21 protein-coding genes are annotated in these 20,495 nt (G+C 63.2%); 7 read left to right on the forward strand and 14 right to left on the reverse strand.

Annotation, left to right across the window (positions count from 1 at the left end; translation table 11 throughout):
* Together ACZ5SR_RS01930 and ACZ5SR_RS01935 are read left to right on the forward strand one after the other, a co-directional pair.
* Complete coding sequence (locus ACZ5SR_RS01930; protein ID WP_464449907.1) at window positions 1-702, forward strand: 16S rRNA (uracil(1498)-N(3))-methyltransferase; 702 nt, start codon at window positions 1-3, stop codon at window positions 700-702.
* Window positions 703-784: 82 nt separating this feature from the next.
* A complete protein-coding gene (locus ACZ5SR_RS01935; protein ID WP_464449908.1) occupies window positions 785-1,963 on the forward strand; it encodes an MFS transporter in 1,179 nt (392 codons plus the stop codon).
* Here the strand turns inward: ACZ5SR_RS01935 and ACZ5SR_RS01940 are convergent.
* Both ACZ5SR_RS01940 and ACZ5SR_RS01945 read right to left on the reverse strand, forming a co-directional pair.
* Window positions 1,929-2,795, reverse strand: coding sequence for an alpha/beta hydrolase (locus ACZ5SR_RS01940; protein ID WP_464449909.1), 867 nt, complete (start codon window positions 2,793-2,795; stop codon window positions 1,929-1,931). The two genes, ACZ5SR_RS01935 and ACZ5SR_RS01940, sit on opposite strands and share 35 nt — an antisense overlap.
* Window positions 2,795-4,276 (reverse strand): M20 family metallopeptidase, encoded by a 1,482-nt coding sequence (locus ACZ5SR_RS01945; RefSeq protein ID WP_464449910.1) that lies wholly within the window; start codon window positions 4,274-4,276, stop codon window positions 2,795-2,797. Before ACZ5SR_RS01945 ends, ACZ5SR_RS01940 begins: the two co-directional genes overlap by 1 nt.
* A 160-nt stretch (window positions 4,277-4,436) precedes the next feature.
* Here ACZ5SR_RS01945 and ACZ5SR_RS01950 point away from each other — a divergent pair, with 160 nt between their 5' ends.
* On the forward strand, window positions 4,437-5,111 hold the full coding sequence (locus tag ACZ5SR_RS01950; RefSeq protein ID WP_464449911.1) for a nucleotidyltransferase family protein: 675 nt from the start codon (window positions 4,437-4,439) through the stop codon (window positions 5,109-5,111).
* Between the two features lie 12 nt (window positions 5,112-5,123).
* Window positions 5,124-6,125: an XdhC family protein gene (locus ACZ5SR_RS01955; RefSeq protein WP_464449912.1), complete on the forward strand. Its 1,002-nt coding sequence runs from the start codon at window positions 5,124-5,126 to the stop codon at window positions 6,123-6,125.
* Between the two features lie 6 nt (window positions 6,126-6,131).
* Here ACZ5SR_RS01955 and ACZ5SR_RS01960 read toward each other — a convergent pair whose 3' ends face one another.
* The 6 genes from ACZ5SR_RS01960 to ACZ5SR_RS01985 all read right to left on the reverse strand — a co-directional run bounded on the left by ACZ5SR_RS01960 (window position 6,132) and on the right by ACZ5SR_RS01985 (window position 11,874).
* Window positions 6,132-6,875: a sulfite exporter TauE/SafE family protein gene (locus tag ACZ5SR_RS01960; RefSeq protein ID WP_464449913.1), complete on the reverse strand. Its 744-nt coding sequence runs from the start codon at window positions 6,873-6,875 to the stop codon at window positions 6,132-6,134.
* Window positions 6,876-6,902: 27 nt separating this feature from the next.
* Complete coding sequence (gene otnI / locus ACZ5SR_RS01965) at window positions 6,903-7,736, reverse strand: 2-oxo-tetronate isomerase (RefSeq protein ID WP_108312348.1); 834 nt, start codon at window positions 7,734-7,736, stop codon at window positions 6,903-6,905.
* A gap of 208 nt (window positions 7,737-7,944) precedes the next feature.
* Entirely contained in the window at window positions 7,945-8,604 is a 660-nt protein-coding gene (locus ACZ5SR_RS01970) for a class II aldolase/adducin family protein (protein WP_464449914.1), read from the reverse strand.
* 132 nt (window positions 8,605-8,736) lie between these two features.
* Window positions 8,737-9,993, reverse strand: a complete 1,257-nt coding sequence (gene otnK / locus ACZ5SR_RS01975; RefSeq protein ID WP_464449915.1) for a 3-oxo-tetronate kinase — start codon at window positions 9,991-9,993, stop codon at window positions 8,737-8,739.
* Window positions 9,990-10,889: an L-threonate dehydrogenase gene (ltnD, locus tag ACZ5SR_RS01980; RefSeq protein ID WP_464449916.1), complete on the reverse strand. Its 900-nt coding sequence runs from the start codon at window positions 10,887-10,889 to the stop codon at window positions 9,990-9,992. The genes otnK and ltnD overlap by 4 nt, the downstream gene beginning before the upstream one ends.
* Before the next feature lie 10 nt (window positions 10,890-10,899).
* The gene (locus tag ACZ5SR_RS01985; RefSeq protein ID WP_464449917.1) at window positions 10,900-11,874 is read right to left on the reverse strand and encodes a Bug family tripartite tricarboxylate transporter substrate binding protein; all 975 of its coding nucleotides are present in this window, start codon (window positions 11,872-11,874) and stop codon (window positions 10,900-10,902) included.
* A gap of 312 nt (window positions 11,875-12,186) precedes the next feature.
* Between ACZ5SR_RS01985 and ACZ5SR_RS01990 the strand changes: the two genes are divergently transcribed.
* Window positions 12,187-12,906, forward strand: coding sequence for an SDR family NAD(P)-dependent oxidoreductase (locus ACZ5SR_RS01990; protein WP_108427176.1), 720 nt, complete (start codon window positions 12,187-12,189; stop codon window positions 12,904-12,906).
* Window positions 12,907-12,945: 39 nt separating this feature from the next.
* On the opposite strand, the gene ACZ5SR_RS01995 is transcribed toward ACZ5SR_RS01990, so the two are convergent.
* Window positions 12,946-13,263 (reverse strand): NIPSNAP family protein, encoded by a 318-nt coding sequence (locus tag ACZ5SR_RS01995; RefSeq protein ID WP_464449918.1) that lies wholly within the window; start codon window positions 13,261-13,263, stop codon window positions 12,946-12,948.
* 144 nt (window positions 13,264-13,407) lie between these two features.
* Between ACZ5SR_RS01995 and argE the strand changes: the two genes are divergently transcribed.
* On the forward strand, window positions 13,408-14,628 hold the full coding sequence (gene argE / locus ACZ5SR_RS02000) for an acetylornithine deacetylase (RefSeq protein ID WP_464449919.1): 1,221 nt from the start codon (window positions 13,408-13,410) through the stop codon (window positions 14,626-14,628).
* 37 nt (window positions 14,629-14,665) lie between these two features.
* A complete protein-coding gene (locus ACZ5SR_RS02005) occupies window positions 14,666-15,634 on the forward strand; it encodes a tripartite tricarboxylate transporter substrate binding protein (protein WP_464449920.1) in 969 nt (322 codons plus the stop codon).
* 34 nt (window positions 15,635-15,668) lie between these two features.
* Here ACZ5SR_RS02005 and ACZ5SR_RS02010 read toward each other — a convergent pair whose 3' ends face one another.
* From ACZ5SR_RS02010 to ACZ5SR_RS02030, 5 genes are all read right to left on the reverse strand, one after another.
* Complete coding sequence (locus tag ACZ5SR_RS02010; RefSeq protein WP_464449921.1) at window positions 15,669-16,112, reverse strand: universal stress protein; 444 nt, start codon at window positions 16,110-16,112, stop codon at window positions 15,669-15,671.
* Between the two features lie 158 nt (window positions 16,113-16,270).
* Window positions 16,271-17,035: a cytochrome b/b6 domain-containing protein gene (locus ACZ5SR_RS02015; RefSeq protein ID WP_464449922.1), complete on the reverse strand. Its 765-nt coding sequence runs from the start codon at window positions 17,033-17,035 to the stop codon at window positions 16,271-16,273.
* A 140-nt stretch (window positions 17,036-17,175) separates the two neighbouring features.
* The gene (locus ACZ5SR_RS02020) at window positions 17,176-17,961 is read right to left on the reverse strand and encodes a dioxygenase family protein (protein ID WP_464449923.1); all 786 of its coding nucleotides are present in this window, start codon (window positions 17,959-17,961) and stop codon (window positions 17,176-17,178) included.
* Window positions 17,962-18,005: 44 nt separating this feature from the next.
* Entirely contained in the window at window positions 18,006-18,896 is an 891-nt protein-coding gene (locus ACZ5SR_RS02025) for an NAD(P)-dependent oxidoreductase (protein ID WP_464449924.1), read from the reverse strand.
* 18 nt (window positions 18,897-18,914) lie between these two features.
* The gene (locus ACZ5SR_RS02030) at window positions 18,915-20,348 is read right to left on the reverse strand and encodes an aldehyde dehydrogenase family protein (RefSeq protein ID WP_464449925.1); all 1,434 of its coding nucleotides are present in this window, start codon (window positions 20,346-20,348) and stop codon (window positions 18,915-18,917) included.
* Window positions 20,349-20,495 lie beyond the last annotated feature (147 nt).

Raw genomic sequence — 20,495 nt, forward strand, 5'->3', positions numbered from 1 at the left:
ATGCCCCGTTTTTACTGCCCTGCCCCCCTGCAAACCGGCCTGACGCTCAGCCTGCCCGCTGGCGCTGCGCGCCATGTGCAGGTGCTGCGCCTGCAGCCGGGCGATGTCATCACCCTCTTCAACGGCGAAGGGGGCGAGTTCGACGCCACCGTGACCCGCATGGGTCGCAGCGATGTGGATGTCGAGGTCGGCGCGCACCGCCCGCTGGAGCGTGAAGCGGCGCGTGTCGTTCACTTGCTGGCGGGCATCACCGCCAACGACCGCATGGATTGGCTGGTCGAAAAAGCCACCGAGCTGGGCGTGGCCAGCATCACACCCTTGGTGGCCGAGCGCAGCGTGCTCAAGCTCAAGGGCGAGCGGGCCGAGAAGAAACTGGCGCACTGGCAAGGTGTGGCCGTGGCGGCTGCCGAGCAATGCGGGCGCAACCGCGTGCCCATGGTTCACCCTGCTGTGACGCTGAACGAGTGGCTCAAACAAGCCGCAGCGGGCGAGCGCTGGGTGTTGTCTCTGTCAGAAGGTACGCGACCCTTGGCACAAATGACAGGCTCCGCAGCTGTGACCGTGCTCAGCGGCCCCGAAGGCGGCTTGAGTCCTTCGGAAGAGGCGACCGCGCTGTCTGCGGGTTTTGCGCCAATCACCTTGGGGCCGCGCGTGCTGCGCGCCGAGACGGCGCCCTTGGCCGTGTTGGCTGTTTGCGCTTGACCCGCCCAACATTCTTTGCGTTGTCGGCGCTTGATGGGCCAAGGCGACCCGCTTCATAAGCGACAAGCGATACACTGACCGCATGAACGCCAACCTGATTCTCCTCACCCTCTGCCAGGGCCTGTTCCTGACCAACAACGTCACCTTCATTGCCATCAACGGTTTGGTAGGCCTGAGCATTGCGCCGCTGGGCTGGATGGCGACTTTGCCTGTCATGGGGTACGTGGTAGGCGGTGCCGTGTCAACCGGCCTGGTGGCCAAGAGCCAGTCACGCTGGGGGCGCAAGGTGTCTTTTCAGTTGGGCCTGGGTGTGGCTTTGTTTTCGGCCTTGTTGGCCGCTTATTCCGCATGGAGCCACAACTTCTGGTTGCTGGTGGCGGCCACGGTGATCGCGGGTTACTACAGCGCCAACGGGCAGCTCTACCGTTTTGCCGCAGCCGAACTGGCCGCAGACAGTTTCCGCGAAAAAGCCGTGTCTTTGGTGCTGGCCGGTGGCTTGATCGGCGCCATCGTCGGCCCCAATCTGGCTTCGCGCACCCGCACCCTGCATGAAACGCCGTTTCTTGGGGCTTACATGGCCCTGGGTGTTGTGGCGGTGCTGGCCATGGTGTGCATGAGCTTCATTCGATTTCCGGTCATGCCTGCCAAAAAGCCCGGTGACAGCACGGGCCGCCCTTTGGGCGAGATCATGCGTCAGCCGGTTTTCATCGTGTCAGCAGCTGCTGCAGCCCTGAGTTATGGCGTGATGAACCTGCTCATGGCCGCCACACCGCTCGCCATGCAGGTGTGCGGTTTCAGTTTTGACGATGCGGCACTGGTGCTGGAGTGGCATGTGATCGGCATGTTCGCGCCCGGCTTCTTCACGGGCCACCTGATCAAGAAATTTGGCACCTTGCAGATCATGGCCGTGGGTGTGGTGATCAACTTCGCCTGCATCGCCATCGCCCTCACCGGGGTCGAACTGCACCAGTTCCTGATCGCTCTGTTCTTGTTGGGCTTAGGCTGGAACTTCTTGTTCACGGGCAGCACCACCCTGGCCATGAAAGCCTGGACCCCCGCCGAAAAAGACCGGGGTCAGGCCGCCATCAACTTCTTTGTGTTTGCCACCATGGCCATCACTTCGTTTGCCTCGGGTGCCTTGGTCACCACGCAGGGCTGGACCTGGCTGAACATCGGCTCATTGCTGCCCGTGGCGCTGACCGGTGTGGCCTTGGTGTGGATGGCGCTCAAGCAGAAAAGCGTGCAAGCAACCAGCGTTTGAGCGCGTTGAACACCTGGGCGCGATACAGGTCGTTGAAGATCTCGTGGTACATGCCCTCAAAGCACTGGGCCTGCACCACGGTCTGCGGCGCTGCGTAGGCAAAGTCAGCGCTTGCCTGCGCATTGACCAGTTTGTCTTGCCCTGCATACAGCAGCAAAGTCGGTACTTCCCACTTCGCCGCAGCATGAAGGGTTTTCTCGCTGTTTTCCAAAATCCATGCGGCCAGGCCCGCTGAGATGCGCCGGTGTACCAGGGCATCGGCCTTGTAGGCCTTCACCACGTCCGGGTCTCGCGACACGAACTCGGCTTTCAGGCCGTTGTCCACACGCAGGTGCGGCACCACGCGGGGCAAGGTGGCCAGCAGCATTTTCTGCAACAGATTGGGAAACGCCCCCAGCGCCGGCGACGACAACACTGCGGCATCCACCGGCCGCAGTTGTTCGGCCAGTGTGCGTGCCACCACCAGCCCACCCATGCTGTGGCCCAGCAAGATGAGCGGGGCACTGGCCAAAGCCGGGCGCTGCCGCGTGTCGTCGATCACTCGGCACAAATCGGCCTGCAAACTGCCCGGCCGCAGCAGGTCACCGCGAGCGCCTTCTGACTGGCCGTGGCCCTGCTGGTCGTAAGCCCGCACCGCAAAACCCCACTGGTGCAAATGCGCCGCCACCTCGCCATAGCGTCCGGCGTGCTCGCCCAATCCATGCACCAACAGCACGGTGCCCAAGGGCTTGTCCGCAGGCATGGTCCAGTCATAAACCGCCAGCTGGCCTGCTTCGCCTGGCAGTGCCGAAAGACTGGGGCGTGAAATGGAGAGGTGCGTGATGCTGGTCATCAAGGCATCCGCGCCATGACTTCGGCCACCGCTGCCGTGAGCTTTTTGGCGTAAGGCACATGCAAAAACTCGTTCGGGCCGTGGGCGTTGCTCTTGGGGCCGAGCACGCCGCAGACCATCATCTGCGCCTTGGGGAAGCCCGCGCTCAGCATGTTCATGAGCGGGATGGTGCCGCCCTGGCCGATGTAGCCCACGCCCGCACCAAAGTGCGCTTGGCTGGAGCTGTTCAGCGCCTGTTCAAACCAAGGCAAGGTGTCGGGTGCGTTCCAGCCTGTGGCACCGCCGCCGCTTTCAAAGGTGACTTTGGCCTGGTAAGGCGCGTTGTCTTCGAGCAGTGCTTTCATTTCGGCCACGGCCTGCGCTGCGTCGATCAGCGGCGGCAGGCGCAGGCTCAGCTTGAAGGCGGTGTAGGGCCTGAGCACATTGCCTGCGTCTTTGAGCGCCGGGAAGCCATCGGCACCGGTCACGCTCAGGGTCGGTGTCCAGGTGCGGTTGAGCAGGGCTTGCGTTGGGTCGGTGGTGGTGGGCAGCGCAAAGCTGGTCGAGCCGCCGCAGTCGTAATGGGCCCAAGGGAAGCGTTTGTACACCTCGTCGCCGAGAATGGCCGCTGTGGCCTGCGCTTGCGCCAGCCGTTCGGCGGGCACTTCGCAGTGAAAGCTCGCGGGCAGCAGGCGGCCTGTGGCGCTGTCTTCGAGGCGGTCGAGCACTTGGCGCATGATGCGAAAGCTCGACGGCACCAGCCCCGAGGCATCGCCCGAGTGGATGCCTTCGGTGAGGATCTGCACCTTGAGCGTGCCGCTGGCCATGCCGCGCAAACTGGTGGTGAGCCACAGCTGGTCGTAATTGCCTGCACCGCTGTCCAGGCAAATCACCAGACCCACATCGCCCAGGCGGGTGCGCAGCGCGTCCACATAAGGCAGCAGGTCGTAAGAGCCCGATTCTTCGCAGGTCTCGATCAGGCCGACGATGCGCGGGTGCGGTGTCTTTTGGCTTTTGAGCGCCTGCACCGCCGCGATGCTGGCGTAGACCGCATAACCATCATCGGCCCCGCCGCGACCATACAGCTTGCCGTCTTCGTAAACAGGGGTCCAGGGGCCGAGGTCGTTGCGCCAGCCATTGAACTCGGGCTGCTTGTCCAGGTGGCCATACATCAGCACGGTCTGGCCCGAGCCTTCGCCCGCGCTGCGGGTGGCCGCCACTTCAAAAAACATGACCGGCGTGCGCCCGGGCAAGCGAATGATTTCGAGCGTCAGGCCCTCGACCTTTTGCGCTTCCACCCATTGCGCGGCGTTGCGCAACACGGTCTCGATGTGACCGTGCGCAGCCCAGTCGGCATCAAACGAGGGCGACTTGGCCGGGATTTCGATGTATTTTTTCAGCTCGGGCAGGATGCTGCTGTCCCAGGCTTGGGTGACGTCGTTCAGGGCGCGGGCGCTGTCGAGCGTGCCTTCGGGCATTTCGCGGTGCAGGGGGGCGTTCATGGTGGGGGCTCCTCGGGTCGGCACAAAAGAAAAACACTGTAGCGCTTTTGGACAAGGCTGGTCACGGTGGGTATGCGCTGAGGTGACGCGAACGCGGCAGCATGGTCCGGGACCCGGCACAATGGCCGGTCCGCAACTGATCCAGAGTGCTCCATTGAACGTGACACCGCTTGTACAGCCCACATCGGGGCCAGAACCGCAGATTGGCGGCCTGGTGCTGGCCGCTGGTGCGGGCAGCCGCATGGGCCATCGGCCCAAATGCTTGCTGCAGCAAGGCGGCATGAGCTTGCTGGAGCGGCAATTGCAGGCTTTGTCATTGGCGGGTGTGGCACCCATTCGGGTGGTGCTGGGGCACCACGCCGAACGTATCCTGCAAGAGGGGGCATTGGCCCGCTGGTCAGCACAGCCGGTGCTCAATCCGCAACCCGATGATGGCCACGTCAGCTCACTGCGTGCCGGTTTGCGGGCCTTGCCATCCGGGCTCGATGCGGTGGTGGTGGCCTTGGCCGACCAGCCCTTGATCGATGTGCGGGCAGTGCAAGCGTTGCTGCAAGCTTTTGCGCAACGCCCGCTCGGCACGCAGCTGCTGCAACCGAGCGTGCAAGGCCTGCCGGGCAACCCGGTCGTCTTTACCCGCATGGTCATGGCGCAAATTTTGGCGGGTGATGTGGACATGGGCGCACGCCAATGGCAGCAGGCGTACCCCGAAGCCGTGTACCGCTGGGAAACACCCGATGGCCATTACCGCTTGGACGTGGACAATGAAGAAGACCGCCTGGCCGTAGAACAGTTGACGGGGCAAAGCCTGCGCTGGCCGCACGATTTGGACCTCTAAAAACAGACACACATGAACAGCATCGACATCGACGTGATCCGCACCGCCCTCGACTGGCAAAGCCGGGGCCACCGCGTGGTCATGGGCACGGTGGTGCGCACCTGGGGTTCGGCTCCGCGCCCACCGGGCTCGCTCATGGTCATCCGGGGTGATGGCCAGGTGGCCGGCTCGGTATCGGGCGGCTGCATCGAAGACGATCTGATCCGCCGCGTGGCCGCTGGCGAGCTGGCGCTGCGCATGCCCGAGGCCACCACCTACGGGCAGACCGCCGAAGAAGCGCACCGCTTTGGCCTGCCTTGCGGCGGCTCGGTGCAGGTGGTGCTCGAGCCTTTGTCGCCCCAATCGCAACTGCGCGAGCTGCTGGTGCTGATCGCGCAGCACCAGCGCGTGGAGCGCCGTTTGGACATGGCCACCGGCATGGTGCGCATGGTGGTGGCGACCGAAGGCGACAAGCTGCAATTTGATGGCCAGAGCCTGACCACGGTGCACGGCCCGCGTTTGCGCTTGCTCATCGTCGGTGGCGGGCAACTTTCGCGTTATCTGGCTGCCATGGCCGTGACGCTGGACTACCAGGTCACCGTGTGCGAGCCGCGCACCGAATACCACGAAGGCTGGGACACCATGGCCGACGTGACCCTGTCGACCCAGATGCCCGACGACCTGGTGCTGGCCATGCGCCTGGACTACAACAGCGCTGTGGTCGCGGTGACGCACGACCCCAAGCTCGATGACTTGGCCCTGATGGAGGCCCTGCGTACCCCTGCGTTTTATGTGGGCGCATTGGGCTCGCTGCACAACAACGCGCAGCGCCGCAAACGCTTGCTCGACTTTGACGTGAGCGAAGCCGAGGTGCGCCAGTTGCACGGTCCGGTGGGGCTCAACATTGGTGCTTTGACCCCGCCCGAAATCGCGCTGAGCATCGTGGCCGAAATGACCGCCATGCGCCGTGGAGTGGACCTCGGTCAGGCACTCAGCAACTGGGCAGGCTCGCAGACGGTGTGCAGGTCGGGTTGAAGGGGTTCAAGCCCGGACAACGTCCAGGATCAACTTCAGTGATACCAACAGCAAGCCCACCTGCACCCATTTAAAGAACCAGTCGTCGGCGATTTTGCGTGTCAGATAAGCGCCCACCACGGTGCCCACCAAGGCAAACGGGATCAGCACCAGTGCGCCCGTCAGATCATTGGGGCCATAGGGCTGCAGCTGGTGGTAAGGCCCTAGTTTGGCCAGGTTGATGACAGCAAAAAACAAGGTTGAGGTGCCGGCAAACACCAGCTTGGGCAGTTGTTGGGGCAGCAGGTAAACCTGAAACGGTGGGCCACCCGCATGTGAGATGAAGCTGGTAAAACCGGACAAGCCGCCCCACAGCAGTCCCTTGATCCGGCTGGCCGGGCGCGGCGTTTGCGCGGTATTGCGCTTGCGCCAGGCGTTGAGCACAAAGCCCACCCCCATGAGACCGATCATCATTTTCACGGCCGTGTCGGACACCAGCGAGGCGGTGAGCCAGCCCATCAACACACCGCCCAGGCCAGCCGGAACGAGGATTTTCAGATTGATGGCGCTGAAATTTTTGCGGTACAACCACAACCCGACCATGTCAGAGATGATGTAGATGGGCAGCAGCATCACGACTGCTTTGAGCGGGGACATGAACAGCGAAAGAATGGGCACGGACAGCATGCCCACCGTGGGCAAGCCCCCTTTGGACAGACCCACCATGGCTGCAGCCAGGCCCGCCCAAATCAGGTAATGAGGATCATCCATCACAGCTCAGGTCACAACGCCCTTGATTCACAGATAAGGACGCACCCACTCCAAGCCCCGCGAAGTGCCCCCCGCCGAAGCGTCGGCCGGGTTGTACTCGCAGCCGATCCAGCCATCCCAGCCGCATTCGGCCGACACCTTGTCGATGGTCTGGAAGATGTGCGTCCAGTTCACCTCGCCCGTGCCCGGCTCGTGGCGGTTGGGCACCTCGGCAATCTGAAAATGCCCCACCCGGCCCGTGGGCAGGTACTGGGCGATCTTGGTGCTCAGGTCGCCCTCCACGATCTGGCAGTGGAACAGGTCCATTTGCACCTTCACATTGGCCGCACCCACCGCTTGCACGATGCGGTGCGCGTGGTCCTGGCGGTTGAGGTGAAAGCCCGGCACGCTGCGCGTGTTGATGGGCTCGACCAGTACATCGCGCCCGACCTTGGCTGCTTCGGCCGCGGCCCATTGCACGTTGCTGATGAGTGTGGCGTCAGCCGCTTCAGGGCTGGCCCCCTCGGCCCGCAGGCCCACCATGGCGTGTATGCGTGGGCAGTTCAGCGCCTCGGCATAAACCAGTGCTTGTGCAAAACCGGTGCGAAACTCGGCTTCGCGTCCGGGCACACTGGCCGTGCCCCGTTGGCCCGTATCCCAAGCCTTGCCAAAGCTGTCGGTGTCGGTGCCGCCCGGTGGGGCATTGAAGAGCACTTGCTGCAAGCCGTTGACCTTCAGGCGGGCGGCCAGCTCTTGGGCTGGGAAGGCATAAGGAAACAAATATTCCACCGCCTTGAAACCGTCTTTGGCCGCGGCTTCAAAGCGGTCCAGAAACGGCAGATCGGGGTACATCATCGAGAGGTTGGCGGCAAAACGGGGCATGGGTTTCTTTCGATAAAACGTGATGGGGGTCGAGGGTTCGGACGCAAGGTGCCATTGTCAGACTCAGGCACAACATGCTGTTGTCTGACTCAGGCCTAACAAGCCATTGTCACCCCGGACTTGATCCGGGGTCCATGTGCACCCACCCATGCTGGATCCCCGCTCGGAGGCCGGGATGACAAGCTGAAGATATCCATGGGCTGGCGCATCACCACCTCGCTCCAAAGACTTGGCGCAGTTCGTCCAGTTCGCTGGCGTGCAGGGGGGGCGTGTGGGCTTGCAGCTGCATCAGCCGTGCCGTTTCTTCCAGCTCTTCGAGCGTGGCCATGGCGGCGGCGGGCGTGTCGTGCCACACATTGGGCCCCAGGCGGGTGAGCATCACCGCACGGATGGGCGTGCCGCGAGCGGCATATTGGCGGATCAGGTCGGCCACAGTTTGCGCGGCATCGGGGCTGCCCGGGCGGTGGTAAGGCACCAGTGGCACATGGCCGACCTTCATCACAAAGTAAGGCGTGATGGGCGGCAGCAGTTCAGGGCCTTGAGCGTTCAGGCTGAGGGCCACGCAGTGCGTGCTGTGCGTGTGGATCACGCAGCGCGTGTCGGCATCGTGCTCGCAAGCTGCGGCGTAAATCTGACGGTGCAAGGCGATGGTTTTGCTGCCTTTGTCACCGCTGATTTGCTGGCCTTGCAGGTCCAGCTTGGCCAGGCGTGCCGGGTCCAGAAAACCCAGACACGCATCGGTGGGCGTGATCAGAAAGCCGTCATGGAGCCGCACGCTGATGTTGCCTGCCGTGGCGTGCACATAGCCGCGCTCGAACAGGCTGCGGCCCACGCGGCAGATCTCTTCGCGGGCTTGGGATTCATTCATGCGCGGTCTCCGGATGGCATGGGGGCATTGTAGGAGCGGCCGTTTTTGTGGGAGGTCGCCCCTGCGGTCGAATACTGGCTGTGGCACAGACCCACATTCGCGAGCGGGGGCTCGCTCCTACAGGGAGATGGCTCATTGCAAGGTCGCAAAGGCTTTGGTGAAAAAGTCCTCGGTACCAAAGTTGCCCGACTTGAGCGTGATGTGCACACCGGAAGGCGCATGGCACCAGGGCACACCCGGGTCGATTTGCGGGCCGATTTGCAGCTGCGCGATGCCCAGGGCCTGCACACAAGCGCCTGAAGTTTCGCCCCCAGCCACCACCAGCTGCTTCACACCCAGACCGACCAAACCACGCGCCACGGCGGCCAGCGCGTCCTCGACCAAAGCGCCCGCCTCGGCCACCCCCAGCTGCGCCTGCACGGCTTTGACGGCTTCGGGTTCGGCGGTGGAGTACGCCAGCACCGGACCGTCCTGGAGCAGCGGCGCGGCCCAGGCCAGTACCTGCTGCACCACGGCCTCACTTTGGCCATGCATCAAGCTGGCGGGGTCAATGGCCCGAGCGGGCCGACCGCTGGCTTTGAAGTGCGCCACTTGCGCGTTGGTGGTCACAGAGCAGCTGCCCGAGACCACGGCCTGCAAGCCACTGGCCGCAGGCAACTGGCTCGCTTGCAGCGAAGGCTTCAGGCCAAAATTGGCGGGCAGGCCAATGGCCACGCCCGAGCCGGCGGTGACGAGCGGCATGCCCTTCAGGGCAGGCCCGAGCAGGTGCAGGTCGTCGTTGCTGGTCGCGTCCACCACGGCCACGCCCACACCATCAGCGCGCAAAGCGGCGATGCGTTCGCGGATCGCGCCTTCGCCCTGTGCCACGGTTTTGTAATCGATCAAGCCCACCTTGCGCTTCGTTTGCGCCTGCATCACACGCACCAAGTTGGCGTCGGTCATCGGTGTGAGCGGGTGGTTTTGCATGCCCGATTCATTCAGCAACACGTTGCCTGCAAACAGGTAGCCCTTGAACACGGTGCGGCCGTTGTCCGGAAAGGCCGGGGTGGCGATGGTGAAGTCCGTGCCCAGCGCGTCCATCAGCGCCTCAGTCACTGGGCCGATGTTGCCTTCGGGCGTGCTGTCAAAGGTCGAGCAGTATTTGAAATAAATTTGCTGTGCGCCTTGCGCCTGCAACCACTTCAAAGCGTCAAGCGATTGCGCGATGGCCTCAGCAGCAGGAATGGTGCGCGATTTGAGCGCCACCACCACCGCGTCTACCTCGGCGGCCAGTGGCGAAGTGGGCACACCGATCGTCTGCACCACCCGCATGCCCGAGCGCACCAGGTTGTTGGCGAGGTCCGTGGCGCCGGTAAAGTCGTCGGCAATACAGCCCAGTTTGATTTTCATGCCTTGCCTTTCGGCAGTTCAATGCCCGGAAAAATCTTGATCACCGCGCTGTCGTCTTCCTTGGCAAAGCCCGCGGTGCTGGCCTGCATGAACATCTGGTGCGCGGTGCTCGACAGCGGCAGCGGGAACTTGCTGGCACGCGCCACGTCGAGCACGATGCCCAGATCCTTCACAAAAATGTCCACCGCCGACAGTGGCGTGTAGTCGGCCGCCAGCACATGGGCCATGCGGTTTTCAAACATCCAGCTGTTGCCCGCGCTGTTGGTGATGACCTCGTACAAAGCGGCCGGGTCTACACCCTCGCGCAGGCCCAGGGCCATGGCTTCGGCCGCCGCGGCGATGTGCACGCCCGCCAGCAGCTGGTTGATGATCTTGACCTTGCTGCCCGCGCCCGCGCTGTCGCCCAGCTTGTAGACCTTGGCGGCCATGGCGTTCAAAAAGGGCTCGGCCAATGCATAAGCCTCGGGCTTGCCCGCCGTCATCATGGTCATCTGGCCTGAAGCGGCTTTGGCCGCACCGCCCGAGATGGGCGCGTCCACATAACGCAGGCCCATGGCTTCGAGCCGAGCCTCGAGCGCGACCGACCAGTTCGGGTCGACGGTGGAGCACATCACGAACACGCTGCCGGGCTTCATGCTCGCTGCACAGCCCGGCGTGGTGCCGTCGCCAAACAGCACGCTCTCGGTCTGCGCGGCATTGACCACGACAGACACGATCACATCGCACGCCGCGCCCAGCGAGGCCAACGTGTCGTGTGCCACACCACCGTTTTGGGCAAAGGCCGCAGCGACTTCGCGGCGCACATCGAACACCTGCACGCTGTGCCCGGCGCGGCGCAACGATGCGGCCATGCCCGAGCCCATGGCCCCCAAACCAATCAATCCGACTGTGCTCATGTTCGTGCTCTCAATCCAGTGTGATCTTGGCGTAGGCCGCCACTTTTTTCCATTGCGCCATGTCGGCCTGCATGAAGCTGGCCATGCCTTGCGCGTTCACCCAGGTGGGCTCGGCACCGGCTTTCTGGATGGCGGCCTGGACTTCGGGCTGCTTGGCCACGCGCTCCAGGGCTTGTTCCAGTTTTTGCGCGACCGGTGCAGGCAAGCCCGCAGGCGCAGCCACGCCGAACCATGCAAACACCTGATAGCCCTTGACCCCAGCTTCTTCCATGGTGGGCACGCCCGGCAAGGCGCTGCTGCGCTGGGGCGTGGTCACGGCCAGGGCCTTGAGCTTGCCGCCGTTGATCAGGCCCAGGGCCGAAGGCAGGTTGTCAAACATCATGCTGACTTCGTCGGCCATCACCGCCGTCAAGCCCGCCGCCGCACCCCGGTAGGGGATGTGCGTGATGAACAGGCCGGACTGGCTTTTGTAGAGTTCGGCGCTCAGGTGCAAGGACGTGCCCTGGCCGTTGGATGCGTAGTTGAGTTGGCCAGGCTTGGCCTTGATGCGGGCACTCAAATCGGCCACGCTTTGGATGCCGGACGCCGGGTTGACCACCAACACATTCGGCACGCGCCCGAGCAGGCCGACTGGAACGATTTGCTCGGGCTTGTAGGGCAGCTTGTTGTAAAGCGCAGGGTTGATCGTCAGCGGGGGCGAGGCCATCAGCAGCGTGTACCCATCGGGCGCGGCCCGCGAGGCCTCGGCTGCGCCCAGGTTGCCACCCGCGCCGGGCTTGTTGTCGATCACGATGGGCTGCCCCAACTCTTGCGACAACTTGGGCGCCACCAGACGGGCCATGTTGTCGATCAGACCGCCGGGCGGGAAGGGTACCACCAGCTTGATGGGGCGTGCAGGCCAGGCTTGCGCCAAAGCAGTGGGGGCCAACAAGGGCGATATGGCGACCACGGCAACGGCCGCCGCGATCCAGTTTCTGCGTTGCATGGGGACTCCTGATTCAAATTAATCAGGTCATCATACAAATTTTGCAAGACCCCAGCATCAGGGAGAACACGGGGAACCCCGTCGCAGCCGTCATGCCTCCTCTTGTCATTCCGCGTTGACCCTTGTTGTCATTCCCGCTCGCACCCCTCTTGTCATTCCCGCGAATGCGGGAATCCATGTCTGCACCGCCAACCCACCATCAACCCGCCCCAACCCATCGCCCAACCTGCCCCCCCACGCCCTTGGGTGACAGCGCAAACCCTGCATGCCCTTGTAAGCTGGACTCTCAAAACCCAGAAAGTGAGACGCGGCATGGACACCGTCAAACAAGTTTTCATCACCGGAGGCACCAGCGGCATTGGCGCAGCCATTGCCCGGGCATTCGCCGCCACGGGTGCGCGTGTGACGGCCACAGGGGCCACGCCCGCCGAGGTTGCGGCGGCGCAGGCTTTGCCCGCCAACCAACGCATCGCATTTCAGGTGCTGGATGTGCGTCACAACGAACAGGTGCAAAAAAGTTTGGGCGAATTCACCGAGCTGGATGTGTTGGTCAATTGCGCGGGCATCGTGCAGCGCGGGGTCGAGCATGACCCGGAGGTGTTCGCGAAAACCGTGGACATCAACCTGAACGGGACCATGCGCGCCTGCGCTGCGGCGCGTGCCGCCTTGAAGGCCCGCCAGGGCTGCATCGTCAATATCGCCTCGATGTTGAGCTTTTTTGGCAGCAGCCCGACGCCGGGCTACAGCGCGAGCAAGGGTGGTGTGGCGCAGCTGACCAAGTCGCTGGCCATTGCGTATGCGGTCGACGGCATCCGGGTGAACGCGGTGGCCCCGGGCTGGATCGCCACGCCCTTGACGCAGGCCTTGCAAGACGACCCGACGCGCAGCGCCCAGATCGTGGGCCGCACGCCCATGGGCCGTTGGGGCCAGCCCGAAGAAGTGGCCGATCCGGTGCTGTTTTTGGCCAGCCCGGCAGCCCGCTTTGTGACGGGCGTGATCCTGCCGGTGGATGGGGGCTACCTGGTGCAGTAGAGACCGAGCCCGGGCGGCGCATGCGGCCACCCAAGCGGCTCAGGGTTGCGGGCCCAAGGGGGCCGACAGCATGAGCTTGTTGTTTTGCTCACGCATCAGCGGGCGGATCTTGGCGGCAAAGGCCATGAATTCCGGGTCGGCAAACACCCCGGCCCAAAAGGCGCGGCGGTCGGCGTCGTCGTCGAACTTCCAGACATGGATCAGCTCGTTCAAGGCACCCACATCGCCCGTGAAATAGCCCACCAGTTTTGGCGGGTGCTTGGCCAGCGCAGGCCAGCCCTCGTTTTTGTAGTGCGAGATGACTTCGGACATTTTTCCGACAATCACGGAATAGGTGCGCAGCTCGTAAATGGCCATGGAGACTCCAGAGGTTGAGGGAGGGTTGCATGTCCACTTTAGAGGCAGCCGCAGCCGACCCATGTCGGCAAGGTGACGCGGCCGGGCGCTTGGCCCGGTAAGATCAAGCGCCCCAGTTGGAACCCCTTTTGAACGGAGTCCCCCATGAACGCCCCGCTTCCTCAAGCTGCCCTGTCCTCGGTCCAGGCCACCGACCTGGCCGCCCTGCCCCTGATCGAAAAATGGATCGCCTTTGCCACCGTCTCGCGCGACAGCAACCTGGCCTTGCTGGATTGGACCGAGGCTTACCTGAAGGACTTGGGCATTGCCTGCAGCCGCACCTACGACGACAGTGGCCAAAAAGCCAACCTCTGGGCCACGCTGCCAGCGCACGACGGCGAAACCAAGGTGGGTGGGCTGGTGCTCTCGGGCCACACCGACGTGGTGCCCGTCGACGGCCAGCCCTGGGACACCGACCCGTTCAAGGTCGTGATTCAAGGCGACAAGATGTACGGCCGCGGCGTGACCGACATGAAGAGTTTTGGCGCGATCTGTCTGATGATGGTGCCCGAGTTGTTGAAAAGAAAACTCAAGCGCCCGATCCATTTGGCTTTCAGCTATGACGAAGAAGTCGGCTGCATTGGCGTGCGCCGCATGATCGCCGACATGCAGGCCCAGGGCTTCAAGCCTGCAGGCTGCATCGTGGGCGAGCCCACCGGTATGCAGGTGGTGATTGCGCACAAAGGCAAGCATTCGTACAAAACCACGGTGCACGGTTTTGAGGCGCACTCTTCTCTTACGCCGTTGGGCGTGAACGCGGTCGAGATCGCTTGCGAGTTTGTTGCTCACCTGAAAAGCATGCACCGCGAACTGGCGCAAAACGGCCCGTTCGACCCGATCTACGACGTGCCCCACACCACCATCCACACGGGTGTGATCGCAGGGGGTACGGCGCTCAACATCATCCCGCGCCAGTGCGAGGTGACCTGGGAGATTCGCCACCACCACATGAACACGCCCGAAGAGCTGTTTGCACGGGCCAAGGCCTTTGGCGAGAGCCTGGTGCCCACCATGCAGGCCGTCGCACCCGACACGGGCATCACGCACGAACTCAAATCGGTGTTGCCCGGCTTTGCCACGGCGGCCGACAGCGAGATCGCGCAGCTGTGTTTTGACTGCGCCGAGGTCGATCCGGCCAGTGGCGCGGGCAAGGTCTCGTTTGGCACGGAAGCTGCTCTGTTTCACCAGGCGGGTGTGCCCACCATCGTCTGCGGCCCCGGCCACATTGCGCAGGCGCACCAGCCCAACGAATGGGTCACGCTGGAACAACTGGCCTGGTGCGAGCGCTTCATGCGCCGCCTGGCCGACCGGGTGTGCGTGGCCTGATTTTTGAATGAACAGAAAACTTTTCAAGGAAACACACATGATTCAACGGCGTGAACTTTTGGCGTCCAGCTTGGGCACGGCTTTGCTGTCGGCGGTGGGCATGGCCCAGGCCCAATCCACCAAACCGGTGCGCATCGTGGTGCCTTTTGCACCGGGTGGTGTGCAGGACATCCTGGCGCGTTCGTTCTCGGTCGAGATGGGGGCGGCTTTGGGTCAAACGGTGATCGTGGAAAACCGCGCGGGCGCAGGTGGCACGATTGGCAACGCCTATGTGGCCCGCGCCGAAGCCGATGGTTCGGTCATGGTCATGGCCGCGGCCAGCCACAACATTGCAGGCTCGCTGTACACCAAACTGACCTACGACCCGCAAAAAGACTTTGCGCCACTGGGCCACATCGGCAGCGCCAGCTATGTGCTCATGGTGCACCCCGACGTGCCCGCCAAGACGGCGGCCGAATTCATCCGCCACGCCAAGGCCAACCCCGGCAAGATGAACTACGCCAGCGCTGGTGTGGGCAGTGCCACGCACCTGGCCATGGCGTACTTCACGGGCCTGGCAGGCATCGATGTGGTGCATGTGCCGCTCAAGGCCACGGGCGAGGCGATCAACGAAGTCATTTCCGGCCGTGCCCATGCGGTCATCGCTGCCAGCATCGGCGCTTTGGCCTTCTCCAAGGACAGCCGCATCCGTTTGCTGGGTGTGACCTCGCCCAAGCGCAGCAAATACCTGCCCGACTTGCCCACCCTGGCCGAAAGCGGCTTGCCGGGTTACCAGTTCGATTCGTGGTTTGGTTTGCTCGGCCCTGCAGGCGTGCCCGCAGAGCAGGCCAACCGCATCCATGCGGCGGTGAGCAAGCTGCTCAAGGACCCGGTGATCCTGGAGCGCCTGGACAAGCAGGGCATCGAGCCACGCGACATGAGCAATGCCGACTTTGCCAAGTTGCTGGCGGCCGACTATGTGCGCATGGCGCAGGTGGTCAAGGCGTCGGGCGCGAAGATCGACTGAGGCTCCATGGTGGAGCGGGCTGTGAACAACCCGCTCAGTCAAAGCCCCTGACCAACAGCACAGGCACAGGACTGTCGCGCAAAATCTGCTCTGAACCACTGCCCAGCAGCAGGCGGCCAATGCCCCGGCGGCCGTGACTGCCGACCACCACCAGATCAGCCCCCCAGTCACCAACAGCGTTGGCCACTGACTGTCCAAGACGCTGGCCTGCGCGCTCCAGCAACAGGGTGTCGGCATTCACCCCCAACTTTTTTGCAGCCGCTTGACCGTCCTGCAAGATCTTCTGGCCCGCTTGCCGCGCTTGTTGGATCAATTCACTGGAATACTCATAGGCGTCGAGGAAGGACGTCTCGTCAATGCAGTGGAGCAAGCGAACACTGGCCTGATCGTCTTGTGCCATGCGCAATGCCAAGTCAACGGCTTTGGTGGAAGTGGCACTGCCGTCCACGGGAACAAGGATTTTTTTGAACATGGGCATGAAGTTCTCCGAAGTGAGGAAATGACGTGGGGAGCCACGCAACACACTGGACCCCAGCGCCTGCTCAGGAGAACCGTGTGGCCTCATGCTAAAAAAATGCGCCCCATCTGACCATTTGTCTTTGGATAGAGATCTCTATACCGGGCTATACCTGCTCGTCACAAGCCAGCGCTGTAAATCTCCCACGCGAGGTAGGCCAGCACACACAGCAGCAACAAGATCGCCAGCCACACCCGGTTGTGTGCGATCAGGTCGGGGCCCCGGCCCTCGAGACGACCCGTGAGCATGGGCAGCGCCAAGTTTTTTTGACGCCAGTAGCTTTGACCGGCCAGCAGGGCCAGATGCAACAGCACCAGGCTCAAAGCGGTGTTGCCAAAAAACTCGTGCAATGACTCGAACACCTCGACACCCAGATCGCCACCCCACTCGTGGAAGGTGCCGTAACCGCTCAGGGTCAGCGGCAACACCACCGCCAGTAAGGCCAGCAAGGACATGGCCATCAACAAGACAGGCGCCTGCCGCCAGGCCACCGCTTGCCAGGAACCGCCGGGGCGCCAAGCGGTTTGAAGGGTTTTCAACCAGGCTTTGGCCCCACTGACTTTGCGCCACATCGTGCTGAACCTGGCCGGTCTGGGTCCCACCAAGCCATAAACGATCCGAAAAGCCAGCAAGCCCGCCAAGGTGTAGCCCAGCACCACATGCACCAGCCGCCAGTGTTCGCTGTCGGCGCTGATGTAGGCCCCCACAAAGCTCAGGGCAAACAGCCAATGGAACATGCGCATGGGCGCGTCGGTCACGAGGCGGCCAGGGCCCAGGGGTGTCACCGGCTTGGCGGGTGTGGTCGGCGCGATGGCTGGGTCGCTGGCCGCACTAGGTTCAGGGTGGGAGGTGGTCAAGGTGGTCATGAACAATGCTTTGATCATGGGTGCTTCCGGCGCTTGAGGGTTTGCGCTGGATCAGGTAAGCCACAGATCGGCTTTATTCTGTGCACTGCAGTCGCAGCTAAACACGTCCTTGCAAGGGCCTTCAGCCCTGACCACACAGACGGGTGACCGAAGCCAAGTCAATGAAAAGTGTAGCCATCCATCGCGATGACGTGGTCGCTGATACCCCGGAAAAACGCTTTGGCTTGTGCATCAGCACCCGCAGCGCCTAAAGCGGTGAACAAGGGCAGCAGGTGCTCGTCCGTCGGGTGAGCGCGTTGTCCAGCACTTTGCTGTCGGTAAGCCATCAAGCCGGGCACGTCGTGCGCCGTCATGTGGGCGTAGACCCAGTCGGCAAAGGTCTGCACATAGGAGGGGGTGGCGCCGCCTTGCATGCGCACCATCATGAAGTCGCGCAGGTTGTGCGTGATGTTGCCTGAACCCACCACCAGAATGCCTTGCTGCGCCAAACCAGCAAGCGCTTGACCGACGCGGTAAGCATGCGTCGGACCCAGGCGGCTTTGCACCGACAGCGGCACCACCGGCACATCGGCATCGGGGAACATCTGTCGCAGCGGAGTCCAGGCACCGTGGTCAAGGCCTCGCTCGGCGTCTTGTGCCACGGACAGGCCGGCATTTTGCAAAGCGTCGACCACCTGCGCCGCCACTTCGGGGCAGCCGGTGGCGGGGTACTGCATCTCGTACAGGCGCGGGTCAAAGCCACCAAAATCGTGGATGGTTTCTGGCCGGGTGGCAAAGCCCACCGTGGGTACGGCCGTTTCCCAGTGCGGGCTGATCACCACGATGGCGCGGGGCTTGCCCAAGCGCGCTGCCAGCTCCGTCATGGCCGCGCCCGCCGCACCGGGGTGCAGGGCGAACATGGGTGAACCGTGGGGCACAAACAAAACGGAGCGGGGTGAAGACATGGAGAAGGGTGACAACAAGTTGGGTTATGGGGGAGGCACTCCCATCAGGCCTTGAGCGCGCCCTTGGCCAGCTGCCCCACCAACTCGGGCAGCAAGGTCTGCGGATCGACCGCCTGGCAGGCCGCGGCCAGCGTGCTTTGCATGGCCGTGGCCGCCGCGTCGTGCGAACCGGTTTCGCGCGCCATGTCAGCGTAGTAGCCCAGATCCTTGAGGGCATTGCCCATCGAAAAACGCAAGCCCGAGGTTTCGCCGCGCAACAAATAGGGCTTGAGGCGTTCCAGCGCGGCGCCCCAGCCGCCGCCTTTTTCCAGCACCTCGACAAACACCTCGTCGTCAATGCCCGAGCGGCGTGCACACGCCGCCGCTTCGGCCAGCAGCGTGACCGAGCCTAGCGAGACAAAGTTGTGCAGCAGCTTCATGCTGTGGCCTGCGCTCACTTCGCCCGCATGCACGATGTTTTCGGCGAAGGTGGACAACAGCGGACGGCACTTTTCTAGCAAGGCCGCATCGCCGCCGACGAGCAGGTTCAGGCGGCCCTGCATCGCTTCGTTGGGGGTGCGGGTCATGGCCGCATCCATGAAATGCACACCACGCTGCGCCAGCTTGGCAGCCACTTGCTGAGTGGACGCCGGGATGCTGGTCGAGCAGTCGATCACCGTCATGCCTTCGCGCAGGCCCATCAGCAAGCCGGTGTCGCCGGCCAAAATGGCCTCGACCTGGGCTGAGCCATTGACGCACAGGATCACGATGTCGCTCGTCTGCGCTACGGCCTGAGCCGTCGGCGCAGTGTGTGCACCTGCGGCGATCAAGTCACCCAGCGGCTGGTTGCCTGGGTGCTCCATGGCCGTGAGCGCAAAGCCCTTTTTGACGATGTTGGTGGCGATGCCCAAGCCCATCAGGCCCAGGCCGATCATGCCAATGCGGGGGTTTTGCATGTACGGCTCCAGCGGCGTTCAGCCGTGTTTGAGGGTGATGGTCTTGAGTGTGGTGAAGCTGTAGAGCGCTTCAAAGCCTTTTTCGCGTCCGTGGCCGCTGGCCTTGACGCCGCCAAAGGGCAGCTCAATACCGCCGCCGGCGCCGTAGTTGTTCACAAACACCTGACCGCTTTGCAAGCGACGCGCCATGCGCAGCTGGCGACCGCCGTCCTGCGTCCACAGGGCAGCGGCCAAGCCGTATTCAGTGCCGTTGGCCAATTCGATGGCGTGGTCTTCGTCGTCAAAGGGCGAGATGGTCAAGACCGGGCCGAAGATCTCTTCCTGAGCCAAGCGGTGCTCGATGGGCACATCGCGGATCAGCGTGGGCACTTGGTAAAAGCCGCCTTGGGGCGCTTCGGGCACCAGCTGGCCTTGTGCGGCAATCGGCAGGCCGTCCGTTTTGGCCAGCTCGACAAAGCTGCGCACACGCTGCATCTGAGACTCTCGGATGAGTGGTCCGCAGTTCAGGTCCATGTGGGCAGGGCCGGTGCGTGTGGCGGCAAAAGACTTGGCCAAACGCTCGACCACGGCTTCGTACACCGGGCGGTGCACCAGCGCGCGGCTGCCTGCCGAGCAGGTCTGCCCTGCGTTTTGCACGATGGCGTTGGTCACCACCGTGGTCATGGCGTCCATGTCGGCGTCGCCAAAAATGATCTGCGGCGACTTGCCGCCCAGCTCCAGCGTGACGGGCGCATGGTGTTCGGCTGCGGCTTGGATCACCAGCTGGCCCACGCGAGGTGAGCCGGTGAATGACACATGGTCCACGCCCGGGTGGCGCACCAGCAGGTCGCCCGCTTCGTGGCCATAACCGGTCACGATGTTGAGCGCACCCGCCGGAAAGCCGACTTCGGCGGCCATCTCGGCCACACGCAGGATCGACAGGCAAGCGTCTTCGGCTGGTTTGACCACGCAGGCGTTGCCCACTGCCAGCGAAGCGGCCACGCTGCGGCCAAAAATCTGCAGCGGGTAATTCCAAGGGATGACGTGCCCGGTCACGCCAAACGGTTCGCGCAGGGTGAACACGGTGTGGCCGTTGTAAAAAGGAATGGTCTCGCCCATGAGCTTGTCGGCTGCACCGGCATAGAACTCAAAGTAACGCGCCACCGCCGTGACGTCACCGCGTGCCAGCGTGGTGGGCTTGCCGCAGTCGCGCGACTCGATGGCGGCCAGTTCGTCGATGTGCGCCAGCATGTGTTGCGACAGTCGGTGCAGCAATCGACCACGTTCCATGGCGTTCAGCTTGCCCCAGGCCCCGTTGAAGGCTTCACGGGCCGCGACCACGGCACGGTCAATGTCAGACGCATTGCCTCGGGCAATGGCGTCGAACTGTTCGCCGGTGGACGGATCGATGACCGGGATGTCCTGGCCCGATGCCGGAGCGACGTGCTGGTTGTCGATGTAGTGCAGTTTCATGGGGGCAGTCTCCAATGTCATTCGGTCAGTTTACAACTTGCTCAAAGGGGCCTCGCGGCATGGCTGTGAGGACGACCCTAGGGAAAACGATAGGGCTGGTTGATTAGATCAATCATGTTGAAAGTGCATAGAGTCAGCGAAGGTCAC

The organism is Limnohabitans sp. TEGF002 (assembly GCF_055395845.1).